Origin of the sequence: Cryobacterium sp., from assembly GCF_026786305.1 — a bacterium.
In the GTDB taxonomy this organism is placed as follows: domain Bacteria; phylum Actinomycetota; class Actinomycetes; order Actinomycetales; family Microbacteriaceae; genus Cryobacterium.
The window spans coordinates 42,718-67,974 of sequence record NZ_JAJAYI010000067.1 but is presented as its reverse complement, the minus strand read 5'-3'; the positions used below and the strand labels follow the sequence as shown (position 1 = coordinate 67,974).

At 65.7% G+C, this 25,257-nt stretch carries 32 protein-coding genes; 29 read left to right on the top strand and 3 right to left on the bottom strand.

The window, feature by feature from the left end:
* The 29 genes from LH475_RS07695 to csrA all read left to right on the top strand — a co-directional run.
* The coding region (locus tag LH475_RS07695; RefSeq protein ID WP_297413231.1) for a flagellin at positions 1–426 on the top strand (426 nt) is incomplete at its 5' end.
* A 172-nt stretch (positions 427–598) separates the two neighbouring features.
* On the top strand, positions 599–1,924 hold the full coding sequence (gene fliD, locus LH475_RS07690) for a flagellar filament capping protein FliD (RefSeq protein WP_196843867.1): 1,326 nt from the start codon (positions 599–601) through the stop codon (positions 1,922–1,924).
* Positions 1,925–1,926: 2 nt separating this feature from the next.
* Positions 1,927–2,370, top strand: coding sequence for a flagellar export chaperone FliS (locus tag LH475_RS07685; protein ID WP_196843866.1), 444 nt, complete (start codon positions 1,927–1,929; stop codon positions 2,368–2,370).
* Between the two features lie 31 nt (positions 2,371–2,401).
* Complete coding sequence (locus tag LH475_RS07680; RefSeq protein ID WP_196843865.1) at positions 2,402–2,719, top strand: hypothetical protein; 318 nt, start codon at positions 2,402–2,404, stop codon at positions 2,717–2,719.
* A 145-nt stretch (positions 2,720–2,864) separates the two neighbouring features.
* The gene (locus tag LH475_RS07675) at positions 2,865–3,206 is read left to right on the top strand and encodes a flagellar basal body protein (RefSeq protein WP_196843864.1); all 342 of its coding nucleotides are present in this window, start codon (positions 2,865–2,867) and stop codon (positions 3,204–3,206) included.
* Entirely contained in the window at positions 3,203–3,592 is a 390-nt protein-coding gene (locus LH475_RS07670; RefSeq protein ID WP_196843891.1) for a flagellar basal body rod C-terminal domain-containing protein, read from the top strand. Before LH475_RS07675 ends, LH475_RS07670 begins: the two co-directional genes overlap by 4 nt.
* Positions 3,592–3,915, top strand: a complete 324-nt coding sequence (locus LH475_RS07665) for a flagellar hook-basal body complex protein FliE (protein WP_196843863.1) — start codon at positions 3,592–3,594, stop codon at positions 3,913–3,915. Before LH475_RS07670 ends, LH475_RS07665 begins: the two co-directional genes overlap by 1 nt.
* On the top strand, positions 3,915–5,555 hold the full coding sequence (gene fliF, locus LH475_RS07660) for a flagellar basal-body MS-ring/collar protein FliF (protein WP_196843862.1): 1,641 nt from the start codon (positions 3,915–3,917) through the stop codon (positions 5,553–5,555). The genes LH475_RS07665 and fliF overlap by 1 nt, the downstream gene beginning before the upstream one ends.
* Positions 5,552–6,580, top strand: coding sequence for a flagellar motor switch protein FliG (fliG, locus tag LH475_RS07655; protein WP_196843861.1), 1,029 nt, complete (start codon positions 5,552–5,554; stop codon positions 6,578–6,580). Before fliF ends, fliG begins: the two co-directional genes overlap by 4 nt.
* The gene (locus tag LH475_RS07650; protein WP_196843860.1) at positions 6,570–7,187 is read left to right on the top strand and encodes a FliH/SctL family protein; all 618 of its coding nucleotides are present in this window, start codon (positions 6,570–6,572) and stop codon (positions 7,185–7,187) included. The genes fliG and LH475_RS07650 overlap by 11 nt, the downstream gene beginning before the upstream one ends.
* Before the next feature lie 38 nt (positions 7,188–7,225).
* Positions 7,226–8,524 carry a FliI/YscN family ATPase gene (locus LH475_RS07645; protein WP_297413225.1) on the top strand — a complete coding sequence of 433 codons (1,299 nt, stop codon included), beginning with the start codon at positions 7,226–7,228 and terminating at the stop codon, positions 8,522–8,524.
* Complete coding sequence (locus LH475_RS07640; protein WP_297413224.1) at positions 8,521–8,973, top strand: flagellar export protein FliJ; 453 nt, start codon at positions 8,521–8,523, stop codon at positions 8,971–8,973. The genes LH475_RS07645 and LH475_RS07640 overlap by 4 nt, the downstream gene beginning before the upstream one ends.
* On the top strand, positions 8,970–9,668 hold the full coding sequence (locus tag LH475_RS07635; protein ID WP_297413223.1) for a C40 family peptidase: 699 nt from the start codon (positions 8,970–8,972) through the stop codon (positions 9,666–9,668). The genes LH475_RS07640 and LH475_RS07635 overlap by 4 nt, the downstream gene beginning before the upstream one ends.
* Positions 9,665–11,104, top strand: coding sequence for a flagellar hook-length control protein FliK (locus LH475_RS07630; RefSeq protein WP_297413222.1), 1,440 nt, complete (start codon positions 9,665–9,667; stop codon positions 11,102–11,104). Before LH475_RS07635 ends, LH475_RS07630 begins: the two co-directional genes overlap by 4 nt.
* Before the next feature lie 33 nt (positions 11,105–11,137).
* A complete protein-coding gene (locus tag LH475_RS07625; protein WP_196843856.1) occupies positions 11,138–11,563 on the top strand; it encodes a flagellar hook capping FlgD N-terminal domain-containing protein in 426 nt (141 codons plus the stop codon).
* 73 nt (positions 11,564–11,636) lie between these two features.
* Positions 11,637–12,809: a flagellar hook protein FlgE gene (locus LH475_RS07620; protein WP_196843855.1), complete on the top strand. Its 1,173-nt coding sequence runs from the start codon at positions 11,637–11,639 to the stop codon at positions 12,807–12,809.
* Positions 12,810–12,978: 169 nt separating this feature from the next.
* A complete protein-coding gene (locus LH475_RS07615; RefSeq protein WP_196843854.1) occupies positions 12,979–13,212 on the top strand; it encodes a flagellar FlbD family protein in 234 nt (77 codons plus the stop codon).
* Entirely contained in the window at positions 13,212–14,000 is a 789-nt protein-coding gene (locus LH475_RS07610; protein WP_196843853.1) for a MotA/TolQ/ExbB proton channel family protein, read from the top strand. The genes LH475_RS07615 and LH475_RS07610 overlap by 1 nt, the downstream gene beginning before the upstream one ends.
* Positions 13,997–14,848 (top strand): flagellar motor protein MotB, encoded by an 852-nt coding sequence (locus LH475_RS07605; protein WP_196843852.1) that lies wholly within the window; start codon positions 13,997–13,999, stop codon positions 14,846–14,848. The genes LH475_RS07610 and LH475_RS07605 overlap by 4 nt, the downstream gene beginning before the upstream one ends.
* 74 nt (positions 14,849–14,922) lie before the next feature.
* On the top strand, positions 14,923–15,834 hold the full coding sequence (locus LH475_RS07600) for a flagellar motor switch protein FliM (protein WP_297413221.1): 912 nt from the start codon (positions 14,923–14,925) through the stop codon (positions 15,832–15,834).
* The gene (gene fliN / locus LH475_RS07595; protein ID WP_297413220.1) at positions 15,831–16,538 is read left to right on the top strand and encodes a flagellar motor switch protein FliN; all 708 of its coding nucleotides are present in this window, start codon (positions 15,831–15,833) and stop codon (positions 16,536–16,538) included. The genes LH475_RS07600 and fliN overlap by 4 nt, the downstream gene beginning before the upstream one ends.
* Positions 16,539–17,048 (top strand): flagellar biosynthetic protein FliO, encoded by a 510-nt coding sequence (locus LH475_RS07590; RefSeq protein ID WP_196843850.1) that lies wholly within the window; start codon positions 16,539–16,541, stop codon positions 17,046–17,048.
* Between the two features lie 119 nt (positions 17,049–17,167).
* Entirely contained in the window at positions 17,168–17,932 is a 765-nt protein-coding gene (gene fliP, locus LH475_RS07585) for a flagellar type III secretion system pore protein FliP (RefSeq protein ID WP_297413238.1), read from the top strand.
* On the top strand, positions 17,929–18,204 hold the full coding sequence (gene fliQ / locus LH475_RS07580; protein ID WP_196843849.1) for a flagellar biosynthesis protein FliQ: 276 nt from the start codon (positions 17,929–17,931) through the stop codon (positions 18,202–18,204). Before fliP ends, fliQ begins: the two co-directional genes overlap by 4 nt.
* Position 18,205: 1 nt before the next feature.
* Positions 18,206–18,964 carry a flagellar biosynthetic protein FliR gene (locus tag LH475_RS07575; RefSeq protein WP_196843848.1) on the top strand — a complete coding sequence of 253 codons (759 nt, stop codon included), beginning with the start codon at positions 18,206–18,208 and terminating at the stop codon, positions 18,962–18,964.
* Positions 18,965–20,095 (top strand): EscU/YscU/HrcU family type III secretion system export apparatus switch protein, encoded by a 1,131-nt coding sequence (locus LH475_RS07570; RefSeq protein ID WP_196843847.1) that lies wholly within the window; start codon positions 18,965–18,967, stop codon positions 20,093–20,095.
* Position 20,096: 1 nt separating this feature from the next.
* On the top strand, positions 20,097–22,148 hold the full coding sequence (locus tag LH475_RS07565) for a flagellar biosynthesis protein FlhA (protein WP_297413219.1): 2,052 nt from the start codon (positions 20,097–20,099) through the stop codon (positions 22,146–22,148).
* Positions 22,123–23,163 (top strand): hypothetical protein, encoded by a 1,041-nt coding sequence (locus LH475_RS07560; RefSeq protein WP_196843845.1) that lies wholly within the window; start codon positions 22,123–22,125, stop codon positions 23,161–23,163. The genes LH475_RS07565 and LH475_RS07560 overlap by 26 nt, the downstream gene beginning before the upstream one ends.
* 117 nt (positions 23,164–23,280) lie before the next feature.
* A complete protein-coding gene (gene csrA / locus LH475_RS07555; RefSeq protein ID WP_196843844.1) occupies positions 23,281–23,613 on the top strand; it encodes a carbon storage regulator CsrA in 333 nt (110 codons plus the stop codon).
* A 20-nt stretch (positions 23,614–23,633) separates the two neighbouring features.
* Here the strand turns inward: csrA and LH475_RS07550 are convergent, their stop codons facing one another.
* Genes LH475_RS07550 through LH475_RS07540 form a run of 3 tightly spaced genes read right to left on the bottom strand, consistent with a single transcriptional unit; the run spans position 23,634 to position 25,257 of the window.
* Positions 23,634–24,002: an RNA-binding S4 domain-containing protein gene (locus tag LH475_RS07550; protein ID WP_196843843.1), complete on the bottom strand. Its 369-nt coding sequence runs from the start codon at positions 24,000–24,002 to the stop codon at positions 23,634–23,636.
* 45 nt (positions 24,003–24,047) lie between these two features.
* Complete coding sequence (locus LH475_RS07545; protein WP_196843842.1) at positions 24,048–24,944, bottom strand: prenyltransferase; 897 nt, start codon at positions 24,942–24,944, stop codon at positions 24,048–24,050.
* Positions 24,937–25,257 carry a lycopene cyclase domain-containing protein gene (locus LH475_RS07540; protein WP_297413218.1) on the bottom strand — a complete coding sequence of 107 codons (321 nt, stop codon included), beginning with the start codon at positions 25,255–25,257 and terminating at the stop codon, positions 24,937–24,939. Before LH475_RS07540 ends, LH475_RS07545 begins: the two co-directional genes overlap by 8 nt.

Below are 25,257 nucleotides of genomic sequence, written 5' to 3'. Positions count from 1 at the left end.
CTCAAGGGTGGCACGATGACCTTCCAGATCGGTGCCGGTGCAACCGCCAACGACAAGATCGTCGTCAACAACGCGGACGTGGCCACAGCGGTTGGCACACTGGGCAGCGCGACGGGTGCGGCCGGCTTTGTCGTGACCGACAACGCCACGGCCCAGACCACGATCACCGCGATCGACACGGCAATCACGGCGATCTCTTCGCAGCGCGCCGACCTGGGTGCCGTGCAGAACCGCTTCGAGAGCGTCATCAAGAACCTGGCCGTTGCCAAGGAGAACCTCACCGCTGCCGGTTCGCGTATCCGCGATACCGACATGGCCGAGGAAATGGTGAAGTACACCCGTTCCAGCATCCTCTCGCAGGCCGGTACCGCCATGCTCGCGCAGGCGAACCAGTCCAACCAGGGCGTGCTGCAGCTCCTCCGCTAAACCGGTGAGCTGAACCTTTCGGGCAACCGCACGGTGAACTATGGCTGGTGGTGACCGAGAGATGAACTGGACCTCATCCCTCGGCCGCCACCAGCCATTCGCGTTGCACCAGCCCGAGCCAGCGTGACCCAACACAATCCAGCACTACCAGGAAGCAGAAGGAGGAGACGACATGGTCACAGCGATTGACGGCCTCGTCAGCGGCCTGGACACCACCAGCCTGATCAACTCCCTGATGCAGGTCGAGGCAATCCCGCAGACCCAGCTCAAGGCCAGGGTCTCCGCCGCCCAGACCATGATCACGGCGCTCCAGGGTCTGAACACCCAGGTGGCCGCTCTCGCCGACCTGGCCAAGACCGCCGCCAAGCCGGCCGCTCTCGATCTTTACTCGGCCACCAGCAGCTCCACCGGTGTCACGGTCACCACCTCGACCGGTGCCGCTGCCGGCCAGCTCGACCTCGTCGTCGGCAGGCTCGCCCAGACCCAGGTCATGGTCTCCGGCCCGGTCACCGCCTGGCCCGACACCAACCTCACCGTCACGCGGGCTGACGGCACGGCCACGACCGTCACCGGCGCCTCGACCTCGCTCGACGACATGGTCTCGGCCGTGAATGCGGCCGGCGCCGGCGTCATCGCCACCAAGGTTGCCGTGGGAGTCGACGGTTTCCGTCTGCAGTTCACGGCCACCGCGTCCGGCGCGGCCGCCGGCGTCACGATTTCCGGCACGACCGTGCCGATGACCCAGACCCAGGCCGCGCAGGATGCCGAGGTCACCCTCTGGGCCGGCACCGCGGCCGAGCAGAAGATCACCTCCGCAACCAACACGTTCGCCGGCATCCTGCCCGGTATGACGCTCACCGTCTCGGCCGTATCGGTCGACCCGGTCAGCATCACCGTGGCCCGCGACGACGCACAGATCAGCACCCGCGCCGCCGACCTGGTCACCGCCCTGAACGGCGTGTTCGCCACGATCACGGCCAGGACGACCGTGAGCACCACGACGAACTCCTCCGGGATCTCACGGACGACGGCCGGACTGTTCTCCGGTGACAGCACCATCCGGGACACGAAGCAGCGCATCCTCTCGGCGGCCTCCCTACCCGTGAACGGGCGGTCCCCGTCGGAGTACGGCATCAGCATCAGCCGGTTGGGAACCATGGAGTTCGACCCGGCCAGGTTCGCCGCCGCCCTCGCCAAGGACCCGGCGACGGTGAAGGCCGCCGTCACGGAGATCGCCGCCCGGGTTGCGGCGGCCGCCACCACGGCCTCGGACAGATACGACGGCCAGCTCACTCAGAAGATCACCGGTGAGCAGTCCACCGTGCGCAACCTCGGCGACCGCATCGCCGACTGGGACCGCAGCCTGGCCACCCGCCGGGCAACCCTGCAGAGCACCTACACCGCACTGGAAACCCAGCTCAGCGCCCTGAAAGCCCAGTCCTCGTGGCTGAGCGCCCAGGTTGCCGGGCTCCCCAGTTCCAACTCGACCACAGGATGATGATGGCTGTTATGAGCATGATGGGTGGGGCACAGGCCCGACGCGCACAGTTGAACCGCGAAGCGGTGCTCTCGGCCACGCCGGTGCGACTGCTCACGATGCTCTACGACCGGCTGCTGCTCGATTTGAACCGGGCCGAAGCCGCGCAGGGGCGCCAGGACTGGCAGGTTGCCAGCGACAACCTTCTGCACGCGCAGGCCATTGTGTCTGAACTGAGTACCTCGCTCAACGTGGAGGCCTGGGACGGCGGCGACGGGCTGTTCTCGCTGTACACCTACGCGTCGACGGCGATGATGAGCGCGAACACGCATCGGGATGCGGCACGGACACGCGAATGCATTGATCTGCTCGAGCCACTGCGGTTGACCTGGCATGAAGCGGCCGGGATGCTGCCGGCTCAGCCGGTCGCAGCTGCGCGGGTTGGCGGGGTGCTGGGGATTGGGTAGCGACGCGAATCTGCAGGCGTGGAACGCTGCGTTGGACGCACTCGAGCTGCAGCTGGAGGAAGCGGCGCGATTGGTGGTCTCGACAAGCTCGACCAACGAAGATGTGATGGTCTCGACAAGCTCGACCAACAGGGCTGGCTCGACCAACGCGTGGACCCCACCGGCAGGGCTGGCGGCGCTCCCTCCCGAGCTCGGGGCGCGCGTGCGGCACCTGCTCGGTAATCAGAAGAAGCTCGTGGGGGAGCTGGCGGCGGCGCGCGCGGGCGTGGGTCGGCACTTGGCCGCCGTACGTTCGGTGCCTCCGCGACGCGACGCGCGGGCATCCGTTTATCTGGATGTTGACGGCTGAAACCCTGTATCGCAACAGAATTCAAGTACTTTCAGCAAACTCCTTACGAAACTCTCACCCGCGTCGATAACTACCAGTGAGCATGGATTGCTCATACCGGGCCACGGATTGGCCGTCTTGTCTCTTGTCGACGAAACGGGTAACCATGCTTGATTCCGTGACCTCTGTTGCGCTCACCAGTGCACTGGATGGTCTCGCGTTGCGCCAGCGCACCATCGCGAGCAACATCGCCAATATCAACACCCCGAACTACCACGCCAAGGTCGTCTCATTCGAGAAGGCCCTCGCGAAATCGGTAGCGGATGGCAGTGGCCAGGTCACTGCCAGCACCGAGCGATCGCTTGAAGCGACCGGGCTGAACGGCAACAACGTCAACCTCGACACCGAGACGCTGTCGAACATTGACGCCCTGTTGCGCTATCAATTCGCGGCGAAGGCGATCGACGGCCCGGCAACGGCCATGCGCACCGCCATCAGGACCAGCTGATGGTCGACGCAATTGGCATCGCGGGCAGCGGAATGACCATGCACCGCAAATGGCTCGACGCCATCGCCGACAACCTCGCCAACACCAGCACCGTCACAGCCACCAGCGACAGGGCCTTTCAAGAGCGCTACATCGTCGCCCAGGAGGGGCAGGGCGTTTCGGGAGTCTCGGCCACCGCGGCATTCGGCGACACCGCCGGTGCCCTCGTGTATGAGCCGGCGCATCCGCTGGCCGACGCCAACGGTTACGTGCGTTACCCCGACATCGACATGGCCGAGCAGATGGGCCACCTGATCATGGCCCAGCGCGGCTACCAGGCCAACGCCGCGGTCGTCGACCGGGCCAAGACCGCCTACGAAGCAGCCCTGCAGATCGGACGTGGCTGATGCCGCTCGGCGCAATTGGCCTCATCCAGGGGGTCGCCGGTTCCGCTTCGCTTGGCGGCGTCATGGGCAGCTCGAGCACTCAAGCTGCGCAGGGCACCGACGGTGCCAGCTTCGGTAACGCCCTGAGCGGCGCGGTCGACAACCTGCAGAGTCTCTCGTCGACCTCGAACGCCCTCGCCATTCAGGCCGTCTCGGGCGACCTCAACGATATTCACACCGCCACCATCGCCTCGACCCGCTCCGCGGTCACGATGGAACTCGTCGCCGCCATTCGTAACAAGGGCGTCGACGCGTTCAACGAGATCATGAGGATGCAGGCCTAATGCCCCGTCAGGTCACCAGCGTCTTTCGCCGTTTCGGCAACGCTATTCGCGAATTCACCATTGCCCAGCGCACCGTAGCCATCATCGGTGTTGCGGTGCTCGTGCTCGGGGCAGCTGCGCTCGGTATGTGGGTCACCAAGCCCGCGTTCACGCCCCTGTTCACCGGGCTGAGCGGTTCTGACGCGAACGCCGTCGTTGAGCAGTTGCGTGCCGACGGAGTGAAGTATGAACTGGCCGATGGCGGCGCGAGCGTCATGGTGCCCGAGGCGAACGTGTACGACGAGCGTCTCAAGGCCGCGGCCGCCGGGCTGCCGTCGGCGAGCACCGGGGGATACTCGCTGCTCGACACGATGGGCGTCACCTCGAGCGAGTTTCAGCAGTCCGTGACCTACAAGCGTGCCCTTGAGGGCGAACTGGCCAAGACCATCGGTGCCATGGACGGCGTGCAGACCGCCTCCGTTCAGCTGGCCATCCCCAAGGACAGCGTCTTCGTGTCTGAAAAGAACGACCCGACGGCGTCCGTTTTCGTGCAGACCAGCAACGGCGTGACGCTCTCGAACGAACAGGTTCAGGCCATCGTGCACCTTACGAGCGCCTCGATCGACGGCATGAAAGCCTCAGATGTGGCCGTCATCGACGCGAGCGGCACCGTGCTCTCGGCCGTTGGCGTGGGCGCGACCGGCTCTGCCGACCAGCAGGCCGCCGACTACGAGTCGCGTGTGCGGGGCGCCGTGCAGGCCATGCTCGACCAGGTCGTCGGCGTCGGCAACGCCACCGTCGTTGTGGCCGCCGACATGAGTTACGAATCTGCCTCTCGCGTTGAAGAGTCGTTCACCACGCCGACCAACGCGCCGACGCTGAGCGAATCAGTGGCGACCGAGAACTACAGCGGTGGTGGGGGAGCCGCCGCCGGCGTGCTCGGTGCTACGTCGACCACCGCGACGGGTGCTGCCGCCACGACTACCGGTACGACCAACCCCGATGGCACCTTCACCTCGGGCACGACGACCAAGAACAACGCCATCAACAAGGTGACCGAGAACCGCACGATTCCGTCCGGCTCGATCAAGCGCCAAACCGTCTCGGTCGTGCTCGACACCGCAGCGGCCAAGGTGCTCAACGTTTCCGATGTAACGTCGATGGTCACCTCGGCCGCCGGTGTCGACACCGTGCGCGGCGACGCCATCACCGTTGAGGTCATGCCGTTCAACACCTCGGGCGCTGCCTCCGCCGCCGCCGCGCTCAAAGCCACAGCGGATGCCGCCTCGGCAGAGCAGCTCGCCGACATCATCCGCGTCTCGGTCATCACCGCCGGCATCGTCATCACCCTCGTGGTCAGCCTGCTGCTCTACGCGCGCCGCTCGCGCCGCCAGAGCCGCGAAACGGTCGAGCTCGGCGATCTCTCCGAGATGCAGAACGCGCTTGGCGAAGGCGCAGAGACCCCGAACGCCCTGACCGCCGGGCCGGGCTCGCTGTTCTTCAACCCGAGCGACCTGCCCACCCAGGTCATTCGCACCGTGGCCTTCGAGCCGACACCGGCAGACATCCGTCGCGCTGAAATTGACGCGCTGGCGCAGAACGACCCGCGCGGCACCGCCGAGTTCTTGCGCGGGCTGATGGACGATCGGCAGCCGGCATGACCGACTCCGCGGCGAAAGCCTCGGCCGCGCTGACCGGCACTCAAAAGGTCGCCGTCGTGCTCATGAACATGGACCGCCAGCGGGCCACCGAAGTTATGAAACAGTTCACCGACGTCGAAGCTGAGGTCATCGCGTCAGAGATTGTGCAACTGCGCAAGGTTGACTCGTCCGTGGCCGAATCAACCCTGATCGAGTTTCAAGAGATCACCCAGCGGGGCAGCCGCCACGCGCGCGGTGGCCACGACTTTGCCGCCGGCCTTCTTGAGGCGTCGTTCGGTGCCGAGCGCGCGGCCGGTGTGCTGGCCCGTGTCGCCACCTCTATGGCCGGCAAGGCCTTTGAATTTCTCGACACCTCAGAACCCAACGACGTGCTCAACCTGCTTGACGGCGAAATGCCGCAGACCATCGCCCTCGTTCTGGCGCACCTGCGCCGCGAGCAGGCCAGCGGAGTACTCACCGGCCTGGACCCAGCCCTGCGCACCGAGGTCGCCCGCTGCATCGCCACAATGGGCAGTGCAACGCCCGAGGCGATTCGGGTCGTCACCGAGTCGCTCAAGCAGCGCACCGGCGCCGTCGTCTCTCGTGAGGTCGTCGAGGTCGTCGGTGGTATTCAACCGCTCGTCGATATTCTCAACCGAGCGGATGCCGCCACCGAGCGCTCCCTGCTCGAAGGCCTCGAGGAGAGCGACCCGGCTCTGGCCGAAGAGGTGCGTTCACGCATGCTCACCTTCGTCGACATCGTGAAGCTGGAGAGCCGCGACGTGCAGCAGGTGCTGCGCGGGATCGACACGACAGCCCTCGCTATGGCCCTGAAGGGCACCTCGAGCGCCGTCGCCGAGGTCATTCGCGCGAACCTGTCCGAGCGCAACCGCGACATGCTCGAAGACGAGATCAAGGCCCTCGGCCCGGTACGTCTGAGCCAGGTCGAAGATGCCCGTGCCAACATTGTGCGCGCCATCCGCGACATGGAGGCGCAGGGTGTCATTACCGTGACGCGCGGCACGGAGGACGAATATGTCAGTTGACTCCGTCTTCGGTCGCATCGCATTCCCTCGTGTGCGGGACGACGAGACCACCCGCGCTGACGAGATGGCGCGCGCCCAGGGGCACGCGGCCGGCTACACCAGAGGACTGCACGCTGCCGCCGACGAGGTGGCTCGGCGTTCAGCCGAGATGGAGGCCGAGCACGCCGAGAGCCGGCAGCTGGGTGACGCCAGGATCGACCGTGGTGTGCGACTGCTGCGTGCCGCGGCCCAGGCCCTTGACGAACGCAGCATGCCGCTGCTGCGCGAGGCCGAAGACACCCTCGTGCACACCGCCCTCGACCTGGCCGAAGCCGTGCTCGGCAGCGAACTGAGCCGCACCGAGCCGTCAGCCCGCCGGGCCCTTGAACGTGCCCAGGGCCGCGCCGACGACCTCGATCGCAGCGAGATCCACACGATTCGCATGCACCCCGATGACCTCGCCGTGCTCGGTACAGCCATCAGCAGCCTCACCGAGGTCAAATTTGTAGCGGATGCGCTCATCCACCGCGGCGACGCCCTCACCGAATTCAGCGACGGGTTTCTTGATGCCAGCATCAGCACTGCGTTCGCCCGCGCCAAGGCCGCGCTGCTCGGAGACTCCGCGTGACAACGACGATGTGGCGCCCCCGCGCCCAGCAGCTGACGATGGCCCTCAGAGCTGCGAAGCCTGAGCGGGTCGGCGTGGTGTCATCGATCATTGGCCTGAGCGTTGAGGTGCGGGGCTTGCGCTCCGCCATCGGCGAACTCGTCGTGTTGGGCGCCGAACCGCACCAGCCCGGGGTCGAAGCCGAGGTCGTGGCGACGACACGGGAGGGCATCCGCTGCATGCCGCTCGGGCGTATGACCGGACTCAAAGCCGGTGCGCGGGTGCGTACGGCCGGCACGCCTCTGCTGGTACCCACCGGCACCGGGCTGTTCGGCCGTGTCATCGACGGTCTCGGCCGCCCGATCGACGGCAAGGGGCCGCTGCTCTCTGACGGCGCCGTCGCGATCGAGAACGACAGCCCCTCGGCCATGCACCGCACCCGCATCACCCAACCGTTGCAGCTCGGCGTGCGCGTGCTCGATACGCTCACCACCGTCGGTCGCGGCCAGCGCATGGGCCTGTTCGCCGGCTCGGGCGTGGGCAAGTCGTCGCTGTTGTCGATGGTCGCCCGCGGCACCGACGCCCAGGTCTCGGTCATCGCCCTGGTGGGGGAGCGTGGCCGTGAGGTGCGCGAATTTCTCGAAGACGATCTCGGTGCCGAGGGCCTCGCTCGCTCAATCGTGGTCGTGTCGACCTCGGACGAACCGGCCATGATGCGTCTGCGTGCAGCGTTCACCGCAACCCGCATCGCCGAATCGTTTCGTGACACGGGCGCAGACGTCGTGCTCATGATGGACTCGCTGACCCGCGTCGCCATGGCCCAGCGCGAAATAGGCCTGTCGGTGGGGGAGCCGCCGGCGACCCGCGGTTATCCGCCGTCGACCTTCTCGGTGCTGGCCCGGCTTCTCGAACGTGCCGGAACCGATGAAACCGGCTCGATCACCGGCATCTACACCGTGCTCGTCGACGGCGACGACCACAATGAGCCCATAGCGGATGCCGCCCGCTCGATTTTGGACGGCCACGTCGTGCTCGATCGCAAACTCGCCATCACCGGCCACTTTCCGTCGGTCGACGTGCTCGCCTCGATCTCGCGGGTCGCCTCGCGCGTCAACTCGCCCGAACGCAACCAGATCGCGACGACCCTGCGCACTGTGCTCGCCGCCCGCGCCGCCGCCCAAGACCTGCTCGACGTCGGCGCCTACCGCGTCGGCACCAACCCGCTCGTCGATGCGGCCGTGGCCAACGATGCAGCAATCAAAGCCTTTCTCCAGCAGCGCATGAACGACCAGACCCCCACAGAGCAGGCCTGGGCGCAGCTCACCCGGCTCACCCGCACCCTCGGCGGTGTGGCATGAAACGCGGTTTCCCCCTCGCCGGCCTGCTGCGCCTTCGTCGCCTGCAACAAGACCAGGCCGCCCTCGACCTCGCCGAGGCGAACGCTCGGGTCGCCGCGATTGAAGCCCGACGTGGTCGTGCGCGCTCGGCACTCAACACCAGTGGGGCGACCCCGCAGACCGTCGCCGCGATGAACGCCATGGCCGCCGCACGTTCGTCGTCGCGCAGCATGCTTGCCGACCTCGACGCGCTCGGCCGCACCAACCAGACCAGCGCCGACCAAGCCCAGACCGTGTTCGATGCGGCCCGGGCCGAGTCGATCGCCCTGGAAAAACTTGAGGTGCGCCATCTGGCTGCCGTCGCCGCCGCTGACCTGCACGCCGAGCAGATCGTCCTCGATGAGATTGCGTCGACCCGCTGGCACCGTGACCAAGACAATTCTGACCCCCGAAGCGACGTGACCTCATGACGATGATCGCAGCCATGGGCCGCATGGAGCAGATCCAGGCCTCCCTGCACCAGCTCTCGGCCGGCGCCACCGTGCCGAAGGCCGCCGCAACCCCAGCGGTTGCTGCCACCAATGCCGACGCCTTCGCCGCGCAGCTTGCTGCAGCCATGGGCACAGGCCCGACCACCGCCACCGCCATTGCCACCGCCATTGCCACCGCCACCGGAACGAGCGCGGTCGGGTCGACCGGCGGTAAGTCGGGCGTCGACGTCGTCGGCGCGGCCAAGAAGTACCTCGGCGTGCCCTACGTCTTCGGCGGCGAAGATTCGAGCGGCATGGACTGCTCCGGTCTGGTGCAAAAGGTATATGCCGATATCGGCATAGATATGCCGCGCCTTGTCTCTGGCCAGATGAAGATGGGAACCGAAGTAGCCTCGCTCGCTGAAGCCCAACCGGGCGACCTCATCGTCACCGGTGGCGGAGCCCATATTCTCATCTACGCCGGCGACCACAAGGTCATCCACGCGCCCTACCCGGGCCGCACGGTCTGCCTGCGTGAGGCCTATATGTCCGATGCCGAGATCACCACCATCCGTCGCATCATCCCGACGGCAACCGCGGTCACCGGCACCGCTGGTAGCGGCACCGCGGGCATCGGCACCGCTGACATGCTCAGCGCCGCGTTCGCATCATTCGCCAAGGGAGGCGCAGCGTGAGTCTCGTTCTGAACCAGTTCAAGCCGGCCGCGCCTGCGCATTCGGCGGCACACTCCGCTGGCGCAAAGGCGTCGGGAGCCCAGTCGTCGGGAGCCCAGTCGTCGGGAGCCCAAGGCTTCGCCTCGATCATGCAGAACTCGGTGGATGAATTGTCCCAGGCCACTCCGGCCGTGGCCGCGACGACCGCAGCGAACCGCGCGGGGGCCGCCCAGCCGGTTCAGATGCAGACCGTGTCGCCAGCAGCGCGTCAGCAAGGCGCCGTGGTCTCGCTGGCGAACGCCGTGGTCTCACTGGCGAACGCCGTGGCCACCGTCGCAGATGAGTCGATGATCGCCGATGACACTGCGGCCACCGATACTGCGTCTGATGGCGCGGCACCGACCGCTGCGCCGGTGGCAGCACCGACTCCTGCACCTGTTGCGCCACTGGCATCGGTCGCCGGTTTCGTGCCTTCCTGGGTGCAGGCTGGAGTAAATGTTGCGGCCAGCACCGCGAACACGGTTTCGGCTGAAACTGCCGCAGCGGTGTCGAGCACAGCTTCGACTTCGACGTCTGCCGCGGCCACCGCGCCTGCTGGCGCCACATCGGTCGCGGTCGCATCAGCCGCCCCTGCAGCGACCATTCCGGCCAACCCGGCCAACCCGACCATTCCAGCCTCAGCGACCACCCCGGCCGACGCGGCCAGCACACCACCGGCGGCCAGCACGTCGGCTCTGCCCACGTCGAGCCTGCCCACGTCGAGCCAGCTTACGCCTTCGAACCCGGCGACTACTGCACCAGTGTCGCCAGCCGCACCGCCGACGCCGACGGTCGCGCTCGCTCTGCCCGCCGACACCGTCAAGGCGGGCACCACGAAGCTTGACGCCGTTCGTCTGGTGACAGCGGATGCCGCCGCTCCGGCGGTGACCCCCACCCTCGGTGCGCTGACCCCGCTCCCCGCTGTCGTGTCAGCCGCTCCCGTTGCGCCCACCGCCCCGGTCGCCCTAATGGCACAGGCCGCGCCCGTTCCCCTGGCCGCACAGGTAGCCAAACCGATCTTCTCGCTGGCCAACGTGGGCCCCGGGGAACACATGATGACCATCAGCGTCACCCCCGACAACCTCGGACCGGTCACCGTGCGCGCCCACGTCTCGTTAGAGGGAATTCGGGTCGAACTGTTCGCACCGACCGAGTTGGCGCGCGATTCACTGCGGGCGATCATGCCCGATCTGCGCCGCGACCTGGCCGGCTCGGGGCTGAATGCCCAATTGAACCTGTCGAATCAGAACCTGGCCAGCCACAACCCGGCCAGCCAGGACAATCCGGGCAATTCGGCGGGGTCGTGGCAGCAGGGCGCTGATCGCACTGCTCGCGTCGGCCACGAACCAGACACTCCAGCCGAACCGCTGCGCCCCCAGCGTTTTGGGGAAGACTCGACCATCGACGTGATGGCGTGAGTGCCGTTTCTACTCGAGAAAGTGAGATCAGCCGTGACCGTTGAATCAATCGCAGCCGCTTCGAACGCCGGCCTGAACACCGCCGCCACGACGCGCATACCCAAACAATCGATGGACTCCGACGTGTTCATGTCCTTGCTGGTCACCCAGCTGCAAAATCAAGACCCGAGCTCGCCGATGGACACCAACGAGATGATCGCGCAGACCACGCAGCTCGCCATGATGGAGAAGATCACCGCGATGACGACGGCCAGCCAGGAGGGTTTCTCTTTGCAGATGCGCACCTCGGCGGCCGCGATGGTCGGTCAGACCGTCACCTACAGCAAGCCTGACGGTACAGAGGTCACCGGTGTGGCCACGTCGGTGTCGTTCGCCGGTGCCGTTCCCCAGGTCACCGTTGACGGCAACCCGGTTGCCCTCGACGTTATTTCGGGAGTCAGGACCCCCGTCACCACGTAGGCACCCTTCGCTGCACGTTAAACCCCCGCTCTTTCCAGCTTCACTTCTTTCTACTCATTGAAAGGCAGTACTCATGCTTCGCTCTCTCTACTCCGGTATCTCAGGTCTTCGTTCACACCAGGCCATGCTCGACGTGACCGGCAACAACATCGCCAACGTCAACACGACCGCGTTCAAGGCCTCGGCCGCGCAGTTCCAGGACACCCTCTCGCAGCTCACCTCGGGCGCCGGTGCTCCCCAGGATCAGGTCGGTGGCACCAACCCGGCCCAGATCGGCCTCGGCGTGCAGGTCGCCGGTATCGCCACCAACTTCTCGCAGGGTTCGTCGCAGGCCACCGGCAAGTCGACCGATCTCATGATCAGCGGCGACGGTTTCTTCATCACGCAGTCCGGCGGCGAGACCCTCTACACCCGCGCCGGATCGTTCGACTTCGACTCCGCTGGGCGTCTCGTGTCGCCCGACGGCGCCATCGTGCAGGGCTGGGGTGCCAGCGCCACCGGGGTCGTCAACGACGGCGGTGCCACCGGCAACATCCAGCTGCCGGTCGGCGCGATCAGCGCTGCAACCCGCACCACCACAGCATCGTTCACCGGTAATCTACCCTCGGGCGCCACAGTGAACACCGTGCTAGAGCGTGACATCCAGGTCTTCGACGATTTGGGAACCTCCAGCACGGTGAAGTTGTCTTTCACGCGGTCATCGGCAACCCAGTGGACGGTCAGTAACTCGCTCGACGCAACCACGACGACTCTCACGTCGAACGGATTGGGCGGCTTCACGGGAACTTCCACGCTCGTCGCTGGCAACATCACCGTGAATCTGTCGAAGCTCGAAGGCTTCGCCGGTATGACCACCGTCGCTGGCGCCGCCAACGACGGCAACGCCGCGGGAACTTTGAACTCCTACACCCTCGGCGCTGACGGCACCCTGATGGGCCTGTTCAGCAATGGAAACCAGCTCGCGATCGGCCGCGTCGCCCTCGCCAACTTCGTCAACCCTGGTGGGCTCGAGAAGGCCGGTTCCTCGGCCTACCGCGCCACGTTCAACTCCGGAGCGGCGACCACGGGGACCCCGGGCTCGGCTGGCCTTGGCTCGCTGCAGAGCGGTGCCCTCGAAATGTCGAACGTCGACCTGTCGCAGGAGTTCACCAACCTCATCGTCGCCCAGCGTGGCTTCCAAGCCAACGCGCGCATCATCACGACCTCCGACGAGGTTCTGCAGGAGCTGACCAACCTCAAGCGCTGACACCTGTGATCTCGACGGGCTCGACCACCGGTTGCGACGGGCTCGACTGACGAACTCCGCTGGTCGAGCCTGTCGATACCCTGACGCTGTGCAAGCTAACGCTGGCGGGCCGGTGGCCGACAGTAGCTGGTGACGCCTCACTCGAGTCGTTCAAACCAGGGATGAGCTCATGATCGTATTGACGCGGCTGAACGACAGCCACTTTGCGATCAATCCAGACCTGATTGAACGCATCCACGAAAACCCGGATACCACTCTGGTCATGGTCGACGGCGCCAACTTCATCGTGACCGAATCGATGGACGATGTCATCGAGAAGATCGCGAGCTATCGGGCCCACGTCATCGCCCTCGCCTACGAGCCGACTGCCGGCAATCTGGCCCGAGGCCCCAGGGCCATCTAGTGGATCCCGCGACACTGATCGGAATCCTCCTCGCGTTCGGCGCGCTCGTGGCGATGATCACGCTCGAACACTCATCGGTCATGTCGATTCTGCTTCCGGCTCCGATGATCCTGGTCTTCGGCGCCACCATCGCTGTCGGCATTGCCGGCGGAACCGTGCGCGACACCATCATGGCCTTCAAAGCTCTCCCCGGTGCGTTCCGTGGCAAGATCACCCCGCCGCAAACCGTCATCGACCAGGTTGTCGGCCTCGCCGAGACCGCGCGCAGCTCGGGCCTTCTGGCTCTTGAACAAGAGGCAGACACGGTCAACGACCCGTTTCTGCGCGATGCCCTGCAGAACATTGCGGACGGCACCGACGGCGATGAACTGCGAATGCTGCTCGAAGACTCCATCGCGACCAAGGCTCGATCCGCCCGGAGCGCGGCCAAGTTCTTCAACAGTCTCGGTGGCTACGCGCCCACCGTCGGCATTGTCGGAACGGTCGTCTCGCTCACCCACGTGCTCGAAAACCTTTCAACCCCCGAAAAGCTCGGTCCGATGATCGCGACCGCATTCGTAGCGACCCTCTGGGGGCTGCTCTCGGCCAACTTCATCTGGCTGCCAATCGGAGCACGGCTGCGGCGCCTTGCCGACCTTGAGGTCGACCGCATGACGCTGCTCATGGAGGGTGCCCTGGCCGTGCAGGCCGGCAGCCAGCCGCGTCTGTTGGGCGAACGACTGCGCGCCATGATTCCTTCAGAGGATCTGCCGAAAGTCAACACCAAGACGCTTCCCAAGGCAGCATGAGCGTCCGGCCTCGTCGACGCAAGAAGGTTGAGGACGAAGAGGTTCATCCCGATGAACGGTGGATGGCGTCCTATATGGACATGGTGACCGTGCTCATGTGCATGTTCATCGTGCTGTTCGCCATGTCGACGGTCGACCAGGCCAAGTTTGAGAAACTCGCCAATTCACTCGCGAGCGGCTTCGGCACGGTTGAGGCCGGCAAGATCGATACCGCCGAAGGCGTGGTCGTTCCGGCAGACAAAATCAATGATGTGGCCGAGGGATTCATCGATACCGCCCTGACCAATACCGCCCTCACCGATGCCGCGAGCGCCCGTGAGGAGGTGCGCACCTTGAAATCGATCGAAGACCAGGTGAACGCCAACCTCTCTGCTGCGGGCATGACCGATCGCATCTCGTTCACCATCGACGAACGAGGGTTGACCATGGGGCTCGTCGGGTCTGAATCGTTCTTCGCGCCCGACAGCACGGCGCTGAGCGCCGTGGCGACATCCGTTCTCGATGCGGCGGCACCGGTTCTGGCGGCGGCGAATCGACAGATCTCTGTCGAGGGTCACGCTGACAAGCACGGACAGTCGGCGATCTTCGCCACCGACTGGGAGCTCTCGAGTGGGCGCGCGACACAGGTACTGCGGCGCCTGGTTGAGCAGGGTGGCGTGACGCCGGGGCTCATCGGCGCGGTCGGTTACGGCTCGGCGCGGCCGGCTTCGACCGGTTCAACCCTCGCCGACATGGCGCAGAACCGTCGGGTCGACATTGTGTTGCTCTCCGACAAAAGTGACGGGGTGCGCGCTTTGATCCCGGCGGCCCTCGAAGCTGACGGAACAAGCGTCGCCACAACGCCGTAGAACGCAAAATATCCTCAGAAACTGTCCGGCGTCCCTCTCCTTACCTTCTGAGCGCGGTGACCGATAGTCCAAACGTGACGGTCCAGGAACACGTTGAAACCAGTGCGCCAACAAAGGCGCCCAAACCGGTGGAGTTATATGACTTCCGTCGGCCGACCACTTTGGCGCGCGATCATGCCCGCGTGCTGGAACTGGCCTGTGAAACCTTTGCCCGCCAGTGGGGCACCCAGATCACCGCCCGCGTCAGGGCATTGTGCACGATCACCTGCGACCAGGTACTCATGGCCACCTACGATGAGTACGCCGCCTCACTGCCGGCGAAAACCGCGATGGTCCTGTGCACGATCGCCGGGATCGAAGCCCGCGCTGTCTTCCAATTTCCGACGTCAACGGGCCTGACCTGGGTCAACCACATGCTTGGCGGCAACGGCACGCAGGTCATTCCGGCCGAGCGTACCTTCACCCAGATCGAACTGGCGCTCGTGCGCCAGCTCATGACCGAGGGCCTCGAAGACCTGCGCTACTCGTTCGGGCCGCTGCTGGTGCACGACATCGCCGTTGAGGCGATTCAGTACAACTCGCAGTTCGCCCAGGCCGCCGCCACCGGTGACCACATGATCGTGGCCAACTTCTCGATTCGCGTCGAAAAGGTCACCGTCGCTGCGACCCTCGCCATTCCCGCCACGGCGCTCATTCCGCAGCTCGGCGAAGTGAACCCGACCATGACCGGCACCAACTCTGCAGAATTTCTCAAGGCACAGATTGCAGCCGTGCCGGTCGAGGTGTCGCTGCGCCTGACACCGGCGCACGTGCTTCCCAGTCGCATCCTGTCCCTTGCGGTCGGCGATGTACTCCCCGTTCCCCACCCAAAGCATCGTCCGCTCGACCTGGCTGTCGGGGGACAGCCCCTGGCCCGCGCGGCCGTTGGAGCCAACGGCTCCCGCCTGGCCTGCATCATCATTGACACCGAGGAGAAAACCCAGTGATTTCGACCCAGCCCATCGCCGACGCAGCCGTGGACGAACTCATCCGGGCCTTGCCCACCGGCATGCCCTTGCAGGCCACACCGCACTTCGGCAGCTCGGCCCTGTCGGCTCGGGTCGGTTCAGCAGTCGTCGCCTCCTACGTCGGCACAACATCGGCCGACCTCGCCATTGTGCTCATGGACCCGGCCTCCCTCGACGCCGCGGCCGGCGCCGCCCCCTCGCTCGTCTCCAGCCAGGATGTGCTGCGCCCCGCGCTCGAGAGTGCCTCCTCGGTGCTCGGCATCGGCGTGCTCGGCGACTCTGCGCGCGAGGATGCCTCCGCCCTGTTCGCCGCAGAAGACACCACCGTGTTCGAACTGAGCGCAGCGGGCACCATCACCGGATGGTTCGCCATCCGGATCCGCCAGAACGGTGTCGTTCGCGGATATACCCTGCCCGCCACTCGTTCGGTCATGGGGAATCTGGGTCGCATCAACAACGTCGAAATGACCCTCACCGTTGAGATCGGGCGAACCCGCATGTCCGTGCGCGATGTGCTCAACCTCGAGCCCGGCGCGGTCATCGAACTGGACCGCTCCGCCGGCGCGCCCGCCGATATTCTGCTCAATGGCCGTCTCATCGCCCACGGTGAAATCGTCGTCGTCGACCAGGACTACGCCGTGCGCATCACCCAGATTCTTGACGTCGCCGAGGGCCAGTCATAAGTGGATACCCTCATTGTTGCGTTGCGGGTGGTGCTGTCGCTGGGCGTTGTGCTCGGGCTGCTCTGGTACCTGCAGCGACGCCTGACCAAGGGCGGCGGTCGACAGAAAGCCAAAGCCGACCTCGTCGTGGTGGTTGGCCGACAGGCGATCGGCCAGAAGGCATCCGTCGTCGTCGTTGACGTCGACGGTCAACGACTCGTTCTGGGAGTCACAGAGCAGTCGGTCAGCGTTCTGCATGGCAGCGACACACCGGTGCCAGAGCCAGCGACCGCGGCCCCCGGCTACACCGCCGACGCCTTCGCCCGGTCTCTGACCACCGCAACGTCGGCTGAACCGGTGTTGACGCCGCCGCTCGCGTTCCGTCCGCGCCGCGCGCACGGCGCACCCACCAGGGTCTCGGCAACCACGAACCCTGACGGCACTATTGCGCCGTCGTCCCGCCTGGCCGGTTCGATTCTGTCGCCGGCCACCTGGCAGCAGACCGCCGCCGCGCTTCGGCACGGCCGGTGAACAACCGGGTCTCGCGGTTCGCCACCCGACAGAACTACGTTCGCATCGGCATCCTGCTCGCCTTCGTGGTGCTGATCACCGTCGTGATCCTCTGGGTCAGCCAGAGTGCCGGCCACGCTGTGCCGGTCGACCCGGCCATGCCCGACTCCCCGACCCTTCCGAATGACCCGACCCTTCCGAGCGACCCGGCAAACCCGGCCGACAGTGGCGGGGGCGGGCTGAGCATCGACATCAACGGTCCAGACGGCGCACCGTCGTCGGCGATCGTCACCCTGCTGGGCATCACACTGCTCTCGGTGGCACCCGCGCTACTGCTCATGATGACGAGCTTCACGAAGATCTTCGTCGTGCTCGCGATGACCCGGAACGCCTTGGCCCTGCCGTCGATCCCGCCGAACCAGGTGCTCGCCGGGCTGGCCCTGTTTCTGTCGCTGTTCATCATGGCGCCGATTCTGACCGACATCAACAACATTGCCCTGCAGCCCTACCTCGAGGGCACCATGAATTTCACGGATGCTCTGAACATCGGTTCTGAGCCGCTACGGCAATTCATGCTCGCCAACACCCGCGGTGAAGACCTTGCGCTGATGACCCGTGCCGCCGACCAGCCCAACCCTGATAACCCCGACGACGTCACCCTGCTCACGCTCATTCCCGCATTTATGATCTCTGAGCTGCGCGCCGCCTTCATCATCGGCTTCGTCATCTTCATTCCGTTCCTGGTCATCGACATCGTCGTCTCGGCCGCCCTCATGTCCATGGGCATGATGATGCTCCCACCGGTCATGATCTCGTTGCCGTTCAAGATTCTGCTGTTCATACTCGTCGACGGGTGGGGCCTCATCATCACCTCACTCATCGGCAGTTATCAGATGGTCACATGAACACCAACGCGGTTCTCGATATTGGCCTGCAGGCCCTGATTCTCGCAGCGAAACTGTCCGCGCCGGTGCTCATCACCGCGCTCGTGGTCGGGTTCGTCATCTCGCTGCTGCAGTCGATCACGCAGATCCAGGAGGTGACGCTGTCGTTCGTGCCCAAGGCGATCGCCGTGTCGCTCGCCCTGCTCATCTGCGGTCACTGGATGATCTCTGAGTCGGTCGCGTTCACGAACCAGATGTTTGAAAAGATTCCTGCACTCCTCGGCGGTGGCTGAGGTGGAATTCGTCCTCAACGTGTCGTGGATCGAAGCGGTCATGCTCTCGGGTGTGCGCATGGTCGCCTTTCTCGTGATCGCGCCGCCATTCTCGTACAAGGCGATTCCGCTGCGGATCAAGGCCATGCTCTCGATCGGGCTCGCCCTGGCCATGGCACCGCGCGTCACCGAGGGCTACGTGTCACAGAGCACCGCGGGTTTCGTCGGCGCACTCATTCTCGAGGTTCTGGTCGGCGCTGCCCTGGGTTTTCTGGTGTTTCTGATCTTCGCGGCCGTGCAGTCAGCCGGTGGTCTGATCGACATGTTCAGCGGGTTCCAGATGGCGCAGGGTTTCGACCCGCAATCCATGGTGAACGGTGCCCAGTTCACCAGGTTGTTTCAGATGACCGCTCTCGCCCTCATGTTCGCGTCGGGCGCCTACCAACTCATCATCGGCGGTCTCGCTCGCAGTTTCACAGCGCTGCCCCTCGGCGGCGGTCTTGACCTCGCCGCCCCGGCTCAGGCCATGATCGCGGCAACGACCCAGATGTTTCTCGCCGCTGTGCAGATCGCCGGGCCCCTGCTCGTCGTGCTTTTTCTAGCGGATGCCGGCCTCGGCCTGCTCACTCGGGTCGCCCCCGCACTCAACGCGTTCGCGCTCGGCTTTCCGCTGAAGATCCTCATCACGCTCCTCCTCGCCGCGACCGTTTTTGTGGCCCTGCCGCACATCGTGTCGTCACTGACCGGCCAAGCCATCGACGTGATGATGGGGGTGAAGTAAATGGCCGAGGATTCCGGTGAAAAGACCGAGCTTGCCACCCCCAAGCGCATGAAAGAGGTGCGTGAGAAGGGTCAGCTCTCCAAATCGCAGGACGTCACCGCGTGGCTGGGTGTTGGCGCGGCCGCTATCATGCTTCCGGCGACCATTGCCGCCGGTGCCCTCGCCGGCACCGACCAGATGTATATGATCGGTGCGCTGGCCAACACTCCAGACCCCGACGTAGCCGTTCAGGCGCTCGGCAACGGACTCGCGTCGATGGCCGCTAGCCTGACGCCGTTCTTCGTCGTGGTGGTCGCGGTCGTGCTCGGCGGGGCAGCCCTGCAGGGCGGCATCCAGTTTAAAAAGTTCACCGGCAAGTACGAGCAGTTCAACGTTGTCACCGGCCTCAAGCGGGTGTTTGGCACCCAGGCGATGTGGGAGGGCGTGAAGGTTCTGGCCAAGACCGCCGTCGTCGGGCTTGTGCTGTACACCGTGATTCAGGGACTCATGCCGGTTCTGCTCACCGCCGGCGGCCTGCCCGTGTCTGAGCTGCTCGTCGCAGCAACCAACGGTGCGGCCGCGCTGCTGCAGGCCGCCGTCATCGCCGGGCTCGTGCTCGCAGCCGCCGATATCTTCGTCATCATGCGGCGCAACCGCAAGAAGACCCGCATGTCGAAGAAAGAGGTCAAAGATGAGAACAAGGCCTCCGAGGGCGACCCGCTGATCAAATCGCAACGTCGTTCACGCCAGCTCATAATGAGCCGCAACCGCATGATTGCCTCGGTGACGGATGCCGACGTCGTGCTGGTGAACCCGACCCACGTTGCGGTCGCCCTCAAGTACGAGCCCGGAAAATCGGCGCCGCGCGTGGTCGCCAAGGGCGTTGGCCACATTGCCACCCGCATCCGCGAACAGGCCGACACGGATCGGGTGCCCATCGTGCAGGACATTCCGCTCGCGCGGGCCCTCCACGGTGCCTGCGAGATCGGAGACGAGATCCCCGCCGACTTCTACAACGCCGTCGCCCGCGTGCTCGCCTTCGTCATGGCCCTCAAGGCCAGGGGCAGCTCGCCGGGAGTCCACACCATGAGCGCCCTATCAGCCCCATCACCAACGGAAGCCCCACAACCTCAACCAGTCGGAGGACGTTAGAGTGAACCGCAATCTCACCAAGCTCGCCGTCCCTGTCGGGGTCGTCGGCATAATTCTGCTGCTCGTCGTACCGATTCCGGCGGTGCTGCTCGACGTGCTCATCATCGTGAACATCATGCTCGCCCTCGTCACGCTGCTGACCACGATGTTTGTGAAGAAGCCGCTCGACTTCTCGGTGTTTCCCTCGCTGCTGCTGGTGGCGACGCTGTTCCGGCTCGGCCTCAACGTCGCATCCACTCGGCTGGTTCTGGGCGATGGCTACGCCGGCCAGGTCATCGAAGCCTTCGGCCATGTCGCCGTCGGCGGTTCGATCATCATCGGCGCCGTGATCTTTTTGATTCTCGTCGTGATCCAGTTCGTCGTGGTCACCAAGGGTGCCGAGCGGGTCGCCGAGGTCGGTGCTCGCTTCACCCTCGACGCCATGCCCGGAAAGCAGATGGCGATCGACGCCGACCTGAACGCCGGCCTCATCACCGACGCCGAGGCCAAGGATCGTCGCGCCGAGGTCTCGGCCGAAGCCGACTTCTACGGTGCCATGGACGGTGCCTCAAAGTTCGTCAAGGGTGATGCCATCGCCGGCCTGATCATCATCATCATCAACCTGATCGGCGGCATCGCGATCGGCATGTTCCAGCGCGGCATGGAGATCGGCGATGCGCTGAACACCTACGCGCTGCTGACCATTGGCGACGGCCTGGTCACTCAGATTCCGGCACTTCTGATGGCCGTGTCGACGGGTATGATAGTCACCCGCTCGAACGCCGAAACCGACATCGGGTCCACGGCGTCGGCCCAGCTGACCCAGTCGCGCAACGCACTCACCATCGCCGGCGCAGCCGCCATCCTGATGGCGATGATCCCCGGCATGCCGATTTTGCCGTTTCTCGTCGTGGGGGCCACGCTCATCGTGACCGCCCAGCGCATCAAGGTGCGAGAGACCGCAACCGCAGCGAACGTCGAAGCGAACGTTGCTGCCGAGAACAGCGCCCCCAAGTCAGACACCAACGAGGATCTGATCGAGCAGATGCGGGTGCACGCGCTCGAGATCATGCTCGCACCGGACCTGGTCGATATCGTCTCTGGTGCTTCCGATGACCTGCTCGCACGGGTGCGCGGCCTGCGCCGCAAGATCGCAATGGATCTTGGCGTCGTCGTGCCGCCGGTGCGCACGAGGGACAGCGTCGATCTGCCGCCTGCGACGTACGTCATCCGCATCGCCGGCGTCGAATACGGGCGTGGTCTCGCGCCGTCGGGCAAGGTCCTGGCCCTCGGCGACGCACTCGAAGCGCTTCCCGGCCAGGTCTTCGTTGAGCCCGTGTTCGGTTTGGCCGGCAAATGGGTGCCGAGCGAGATGCGGCACAGCGCCGAGATGACCGGTGCCACCGTCATCGACCGGGTGTCGGTCGTGGTCACCCACCTCGCATCGATCATCACCACCAATGCGGCCCGCCTGCTGACCCGCGAAGATGTGCGGGTGCTGACGGATGGCGTCAAGCAGGTCAACCCCTCGGCCGTCGACGATCTGATTCCCGGCCTGCTCTCGCTCGCCGAGGTGCAGCGTGTTCTGCAGGGGCTACTGATCGAGCAGATCCCGATCAACGACCTCCCGCGCATCTACGAGGCCCTGTCGCTGCGCGCAAAGACCTCGAACGACCCCGAGGGGCTGATCGAGTCGGCGCGGCACGCCCTCGGGCCGGCGCTGACCGCGCAGTACCTCGACGGTTCGGTGCTACGAGTCATCATGATCGAGCCGGGGCTCGAGCAGTCGATGCTCGAGGGCATGCGCCCCTCCGACCAGGGCACCCAGATTCTGATGGATCCGGCACGCATCGAAACGGTGCTCGCCTCGGTGCGGTCGTCGGTCGCCACGGTCGAGGCCAACGGCCAGACCGCGGTGCTGGTCTGCGCCCCAGCGCTGCGCCCCGCCATTCGTCGCCTGGTTTCGACCCAAACGGGCGGGCTGCCGGTACTGTCATACCAAGAGGTCACGTCGGCGAACGTCACCATTGAGACGGTAGGTGTGGTCCGTGGAGCCGAAACGATATCTGTTTGAGGGGCCGACCCTGCGTGAAGTGCAGGAGCGAATCCTCGCGGTACACGGCAAAGACGCCACGATCATCGCTGCCGAACGCGTCACAGTGGGCGGAATTCGGGGGTTCTTCGCACGGCAACACTACGAGGTGATCGTTGAGGTGATCGAGTCGGCGACTCGCCGACGATCGGCCCACGCCGGCCTCGACATGACCGCCCGACTGGGCATTGCCGCGCTGCTCGCCGATGCCGACGAGGAGGAGTCGCAGTTGCACCGCGTCGACACCGCACCGCGGCTCTCGACCGACTCTGACGGCTTCGCCGCTCTTATGGACGAACTCACCTTCGCGACGGCCCGGGCTCCCGTCGACCTTGTCGTCCCAGCGGCTGACCCGGTGCCCGGCGCTGCAACCGCCTACGAAGCGGGCTCGACCAGGGCTGCTACTGGGGCAGCTACCGGGGCAGCGGATGTCGGCGTGGGCACGCTTCGCGCGTCGGGTGGCACCCGATTCGGTGCGCAGCGGTTCGCACCGACCCCGCTTACCCGGCCTGGTGACCTCGTACTCGTCGTCGGCCTCGTTGACGACGCGCTCACCATCGCCCGGCTCATGCTGCGCCTGGCCGGCTCCGGTGACCTGCGCATCTCGGGAGCGCTGCTTCACGGGTCACCCGAGCGCGTTGATGATCGCCGGGAGGCCCTCGCCGCGCGAGCCAGGGGCGTCGAGCTGGGCCACAGCACGTTCATTGCCTTCGGACTCGAACCCGCCTCCGACGTCGTGGCGCGGGCGGTAACGTTCGCCGCGCTCGATGCAGACCAGGTCTGGGTCGTCGTTGATGCCGGGCGTAAGCCGGAGGACACCAAGCGGTGGGTGAACATGGTCGCCGGTGCAGTTTCGGTCGATGCGGTCGCTGCCATCGGTGCCCAGCTGACCACCTCACCGGCGACTGTCACCGAGCTTGACCTGCCGGTCGAATGGATGGACGGCCGAGATGCCGCTGCGCCGACCGGTCGTCGGGCGGCCAGCCGCCGCGCGTAGGCGGCCCGCCGCTGCGCGCTGGATCGGCCGCCGCTGCGCGCTGGATCGACCCGCGCTGCGCGCTGGATCGGCCCGCCGCTACGTGGAGGGCCGCGCTCAAACCGATAGGCTGGCACGATGCTGGTTCTGACACGCAAACTGGGGGAGAAGATCCTCATCGGTGACGACATCGTCATCACCGTGCTCGACGCCCGCGGCGACAGCGTGCGCATCGGAATCGACGCCCCCCGAGGGGTGAAGATTCAGCGCGATGAGGTCGTTCGCGCCGTGATCGAGGCGAACCAGGCGGCAAGCGCGGCCGACGATGACGCCGCGAACCGCATCAAGCGCTCCCTGGGCATTGTGGCCGGCCTGCAATCGGCCCACTCCCGCCAGTCCCAGGCCGACGCGAGCCCACAAGCCGCTGCGCCCGCTACCGAGAGTCCGGGTTCACACGGTGATTCTGAGTAGAAAACGGGTATCGCCGCGTGCTAATGCCCGCGCAGCTCGTCGATCTCCCGGCGCTCGCGCTTAGTCGGCCGCCCGGCACCCCGGTCGCGCATGGGAACCAGGGCCACCTCGTCGCGCGGCGGCGGCGGGGGAGTCTTGTCGACGTAGCAGCCGGCGGCAACGACGGCCCCGACCCGTTTGACCACGAGGCGCGACACGATCAGCACCCGGTCGAAGCCGTCGGAGCGCACCCGCACCTCATCGCCGACGTGCAGGGCCTGCGCGGCCTTAGCCTTGTCGCCATTGACCTTCACGTGCCCGGCGCGGCAGGCGGCCGTGGCCATCGAGCGGGTCCTGAACAGGCGCACTCCCCAGCACCAGCTATCGACCCGGGCGGAAGTGAGCTCCATCCATTCACTCTACTGGCCTGACTCCGGCTGGCCGGAACTTTCCAGTCAGGCGCCCTGCTGCACCCAGTAGATCAGCAGCAGGGATACCAGAGAGCCGGTGAAGAAATTGAGCCAGAGAAAACGTTTCCAGCCCCGGTTGGCACTTTCCGACTGTTCGTCACCGACCGACCAAAACGGCAGCGCCGCGAGAATATAGGGTACGGACAGCACCGCGGCGAGCGGCCCGGGCCATGGCGTCACCAGCATGAACAGGCCAGCGAGGGTCCAGAAGGTTATCGCGAGCCGCACGGTCGGCCAGGCACCGAGGGCCGTCGCGATCGACGCAATTCCCGCGTGACGGTCCGGCTCGACGTCCTGCACCGCGCCGAAGGCATGGCTGGCCATGCCCCACAGAAAGAACGCCGCGAGCAGGGCGATCAGCCCAAAGTTGACGGTGGCGCCGGCCACCACGAGGCCGTAGACGGCGGGGCTGACAAAGTGGGTGCTCGAGGTGATCGAGTCCAGAATCGGTCGTTCCTTGAATCGCAGCCCGCTCACCGAATACGCCACGACCGCGAACAGGCTCACGGCGAGGACCGCCCACGAGAGCGGATGCCCTGCCCCCGCCAACACGACCATCGCCCCGCCCACAATCCCCACGCTCAGAACCCCTGCGGCAATCACCGTTCGGTGCAGCGCGGGGTGCAGCAGCGCCCCCTCAGCACCGCCTTTTCGCGGATTACGCAGATCGGACTCGTAATCGAAGACATCGTTGATGCCGTACATCAGCAGGTTGTACGGAACCAGAAAGAACAGTGTGCCAACGATCAGCAGCGCGTCGATGCGCCCGGTGGTCACCATGTAGGCCGCTGCGAAGGGAAACGCCGTGTTGATCCAGTTGAGCGGCCGGGACGACAATACGACCTGCCGGGTCTTCCATGACGCCGTGCCGAGCTCAGTCATCCGTTCGTCCTAACGTGGTACGGCCAAGCAGCACCCACAGCGACGGAAGCAGAATCGCCGCGGCGAGCGGGTAGGCAAAATCTTCGATCGGAGCGAGACCGATGAACAGGCCCGAAATGTGCTCCGGGTCGTAGCTGAACAGTCCAGCCCCAATCATCAGGTTATCGAATACGGCCGTGAGCAGCAGGGTCAGTCCGAGGGCAACGGCCACAGCCGCCACGACACGCGCTGAAATCGTGCGGCGCACCAGGGCCACGACGGCCACGAGCGCGGTCACGGCGAGAAAGACCGCGTTGAGGACGAGGTAGGTCAT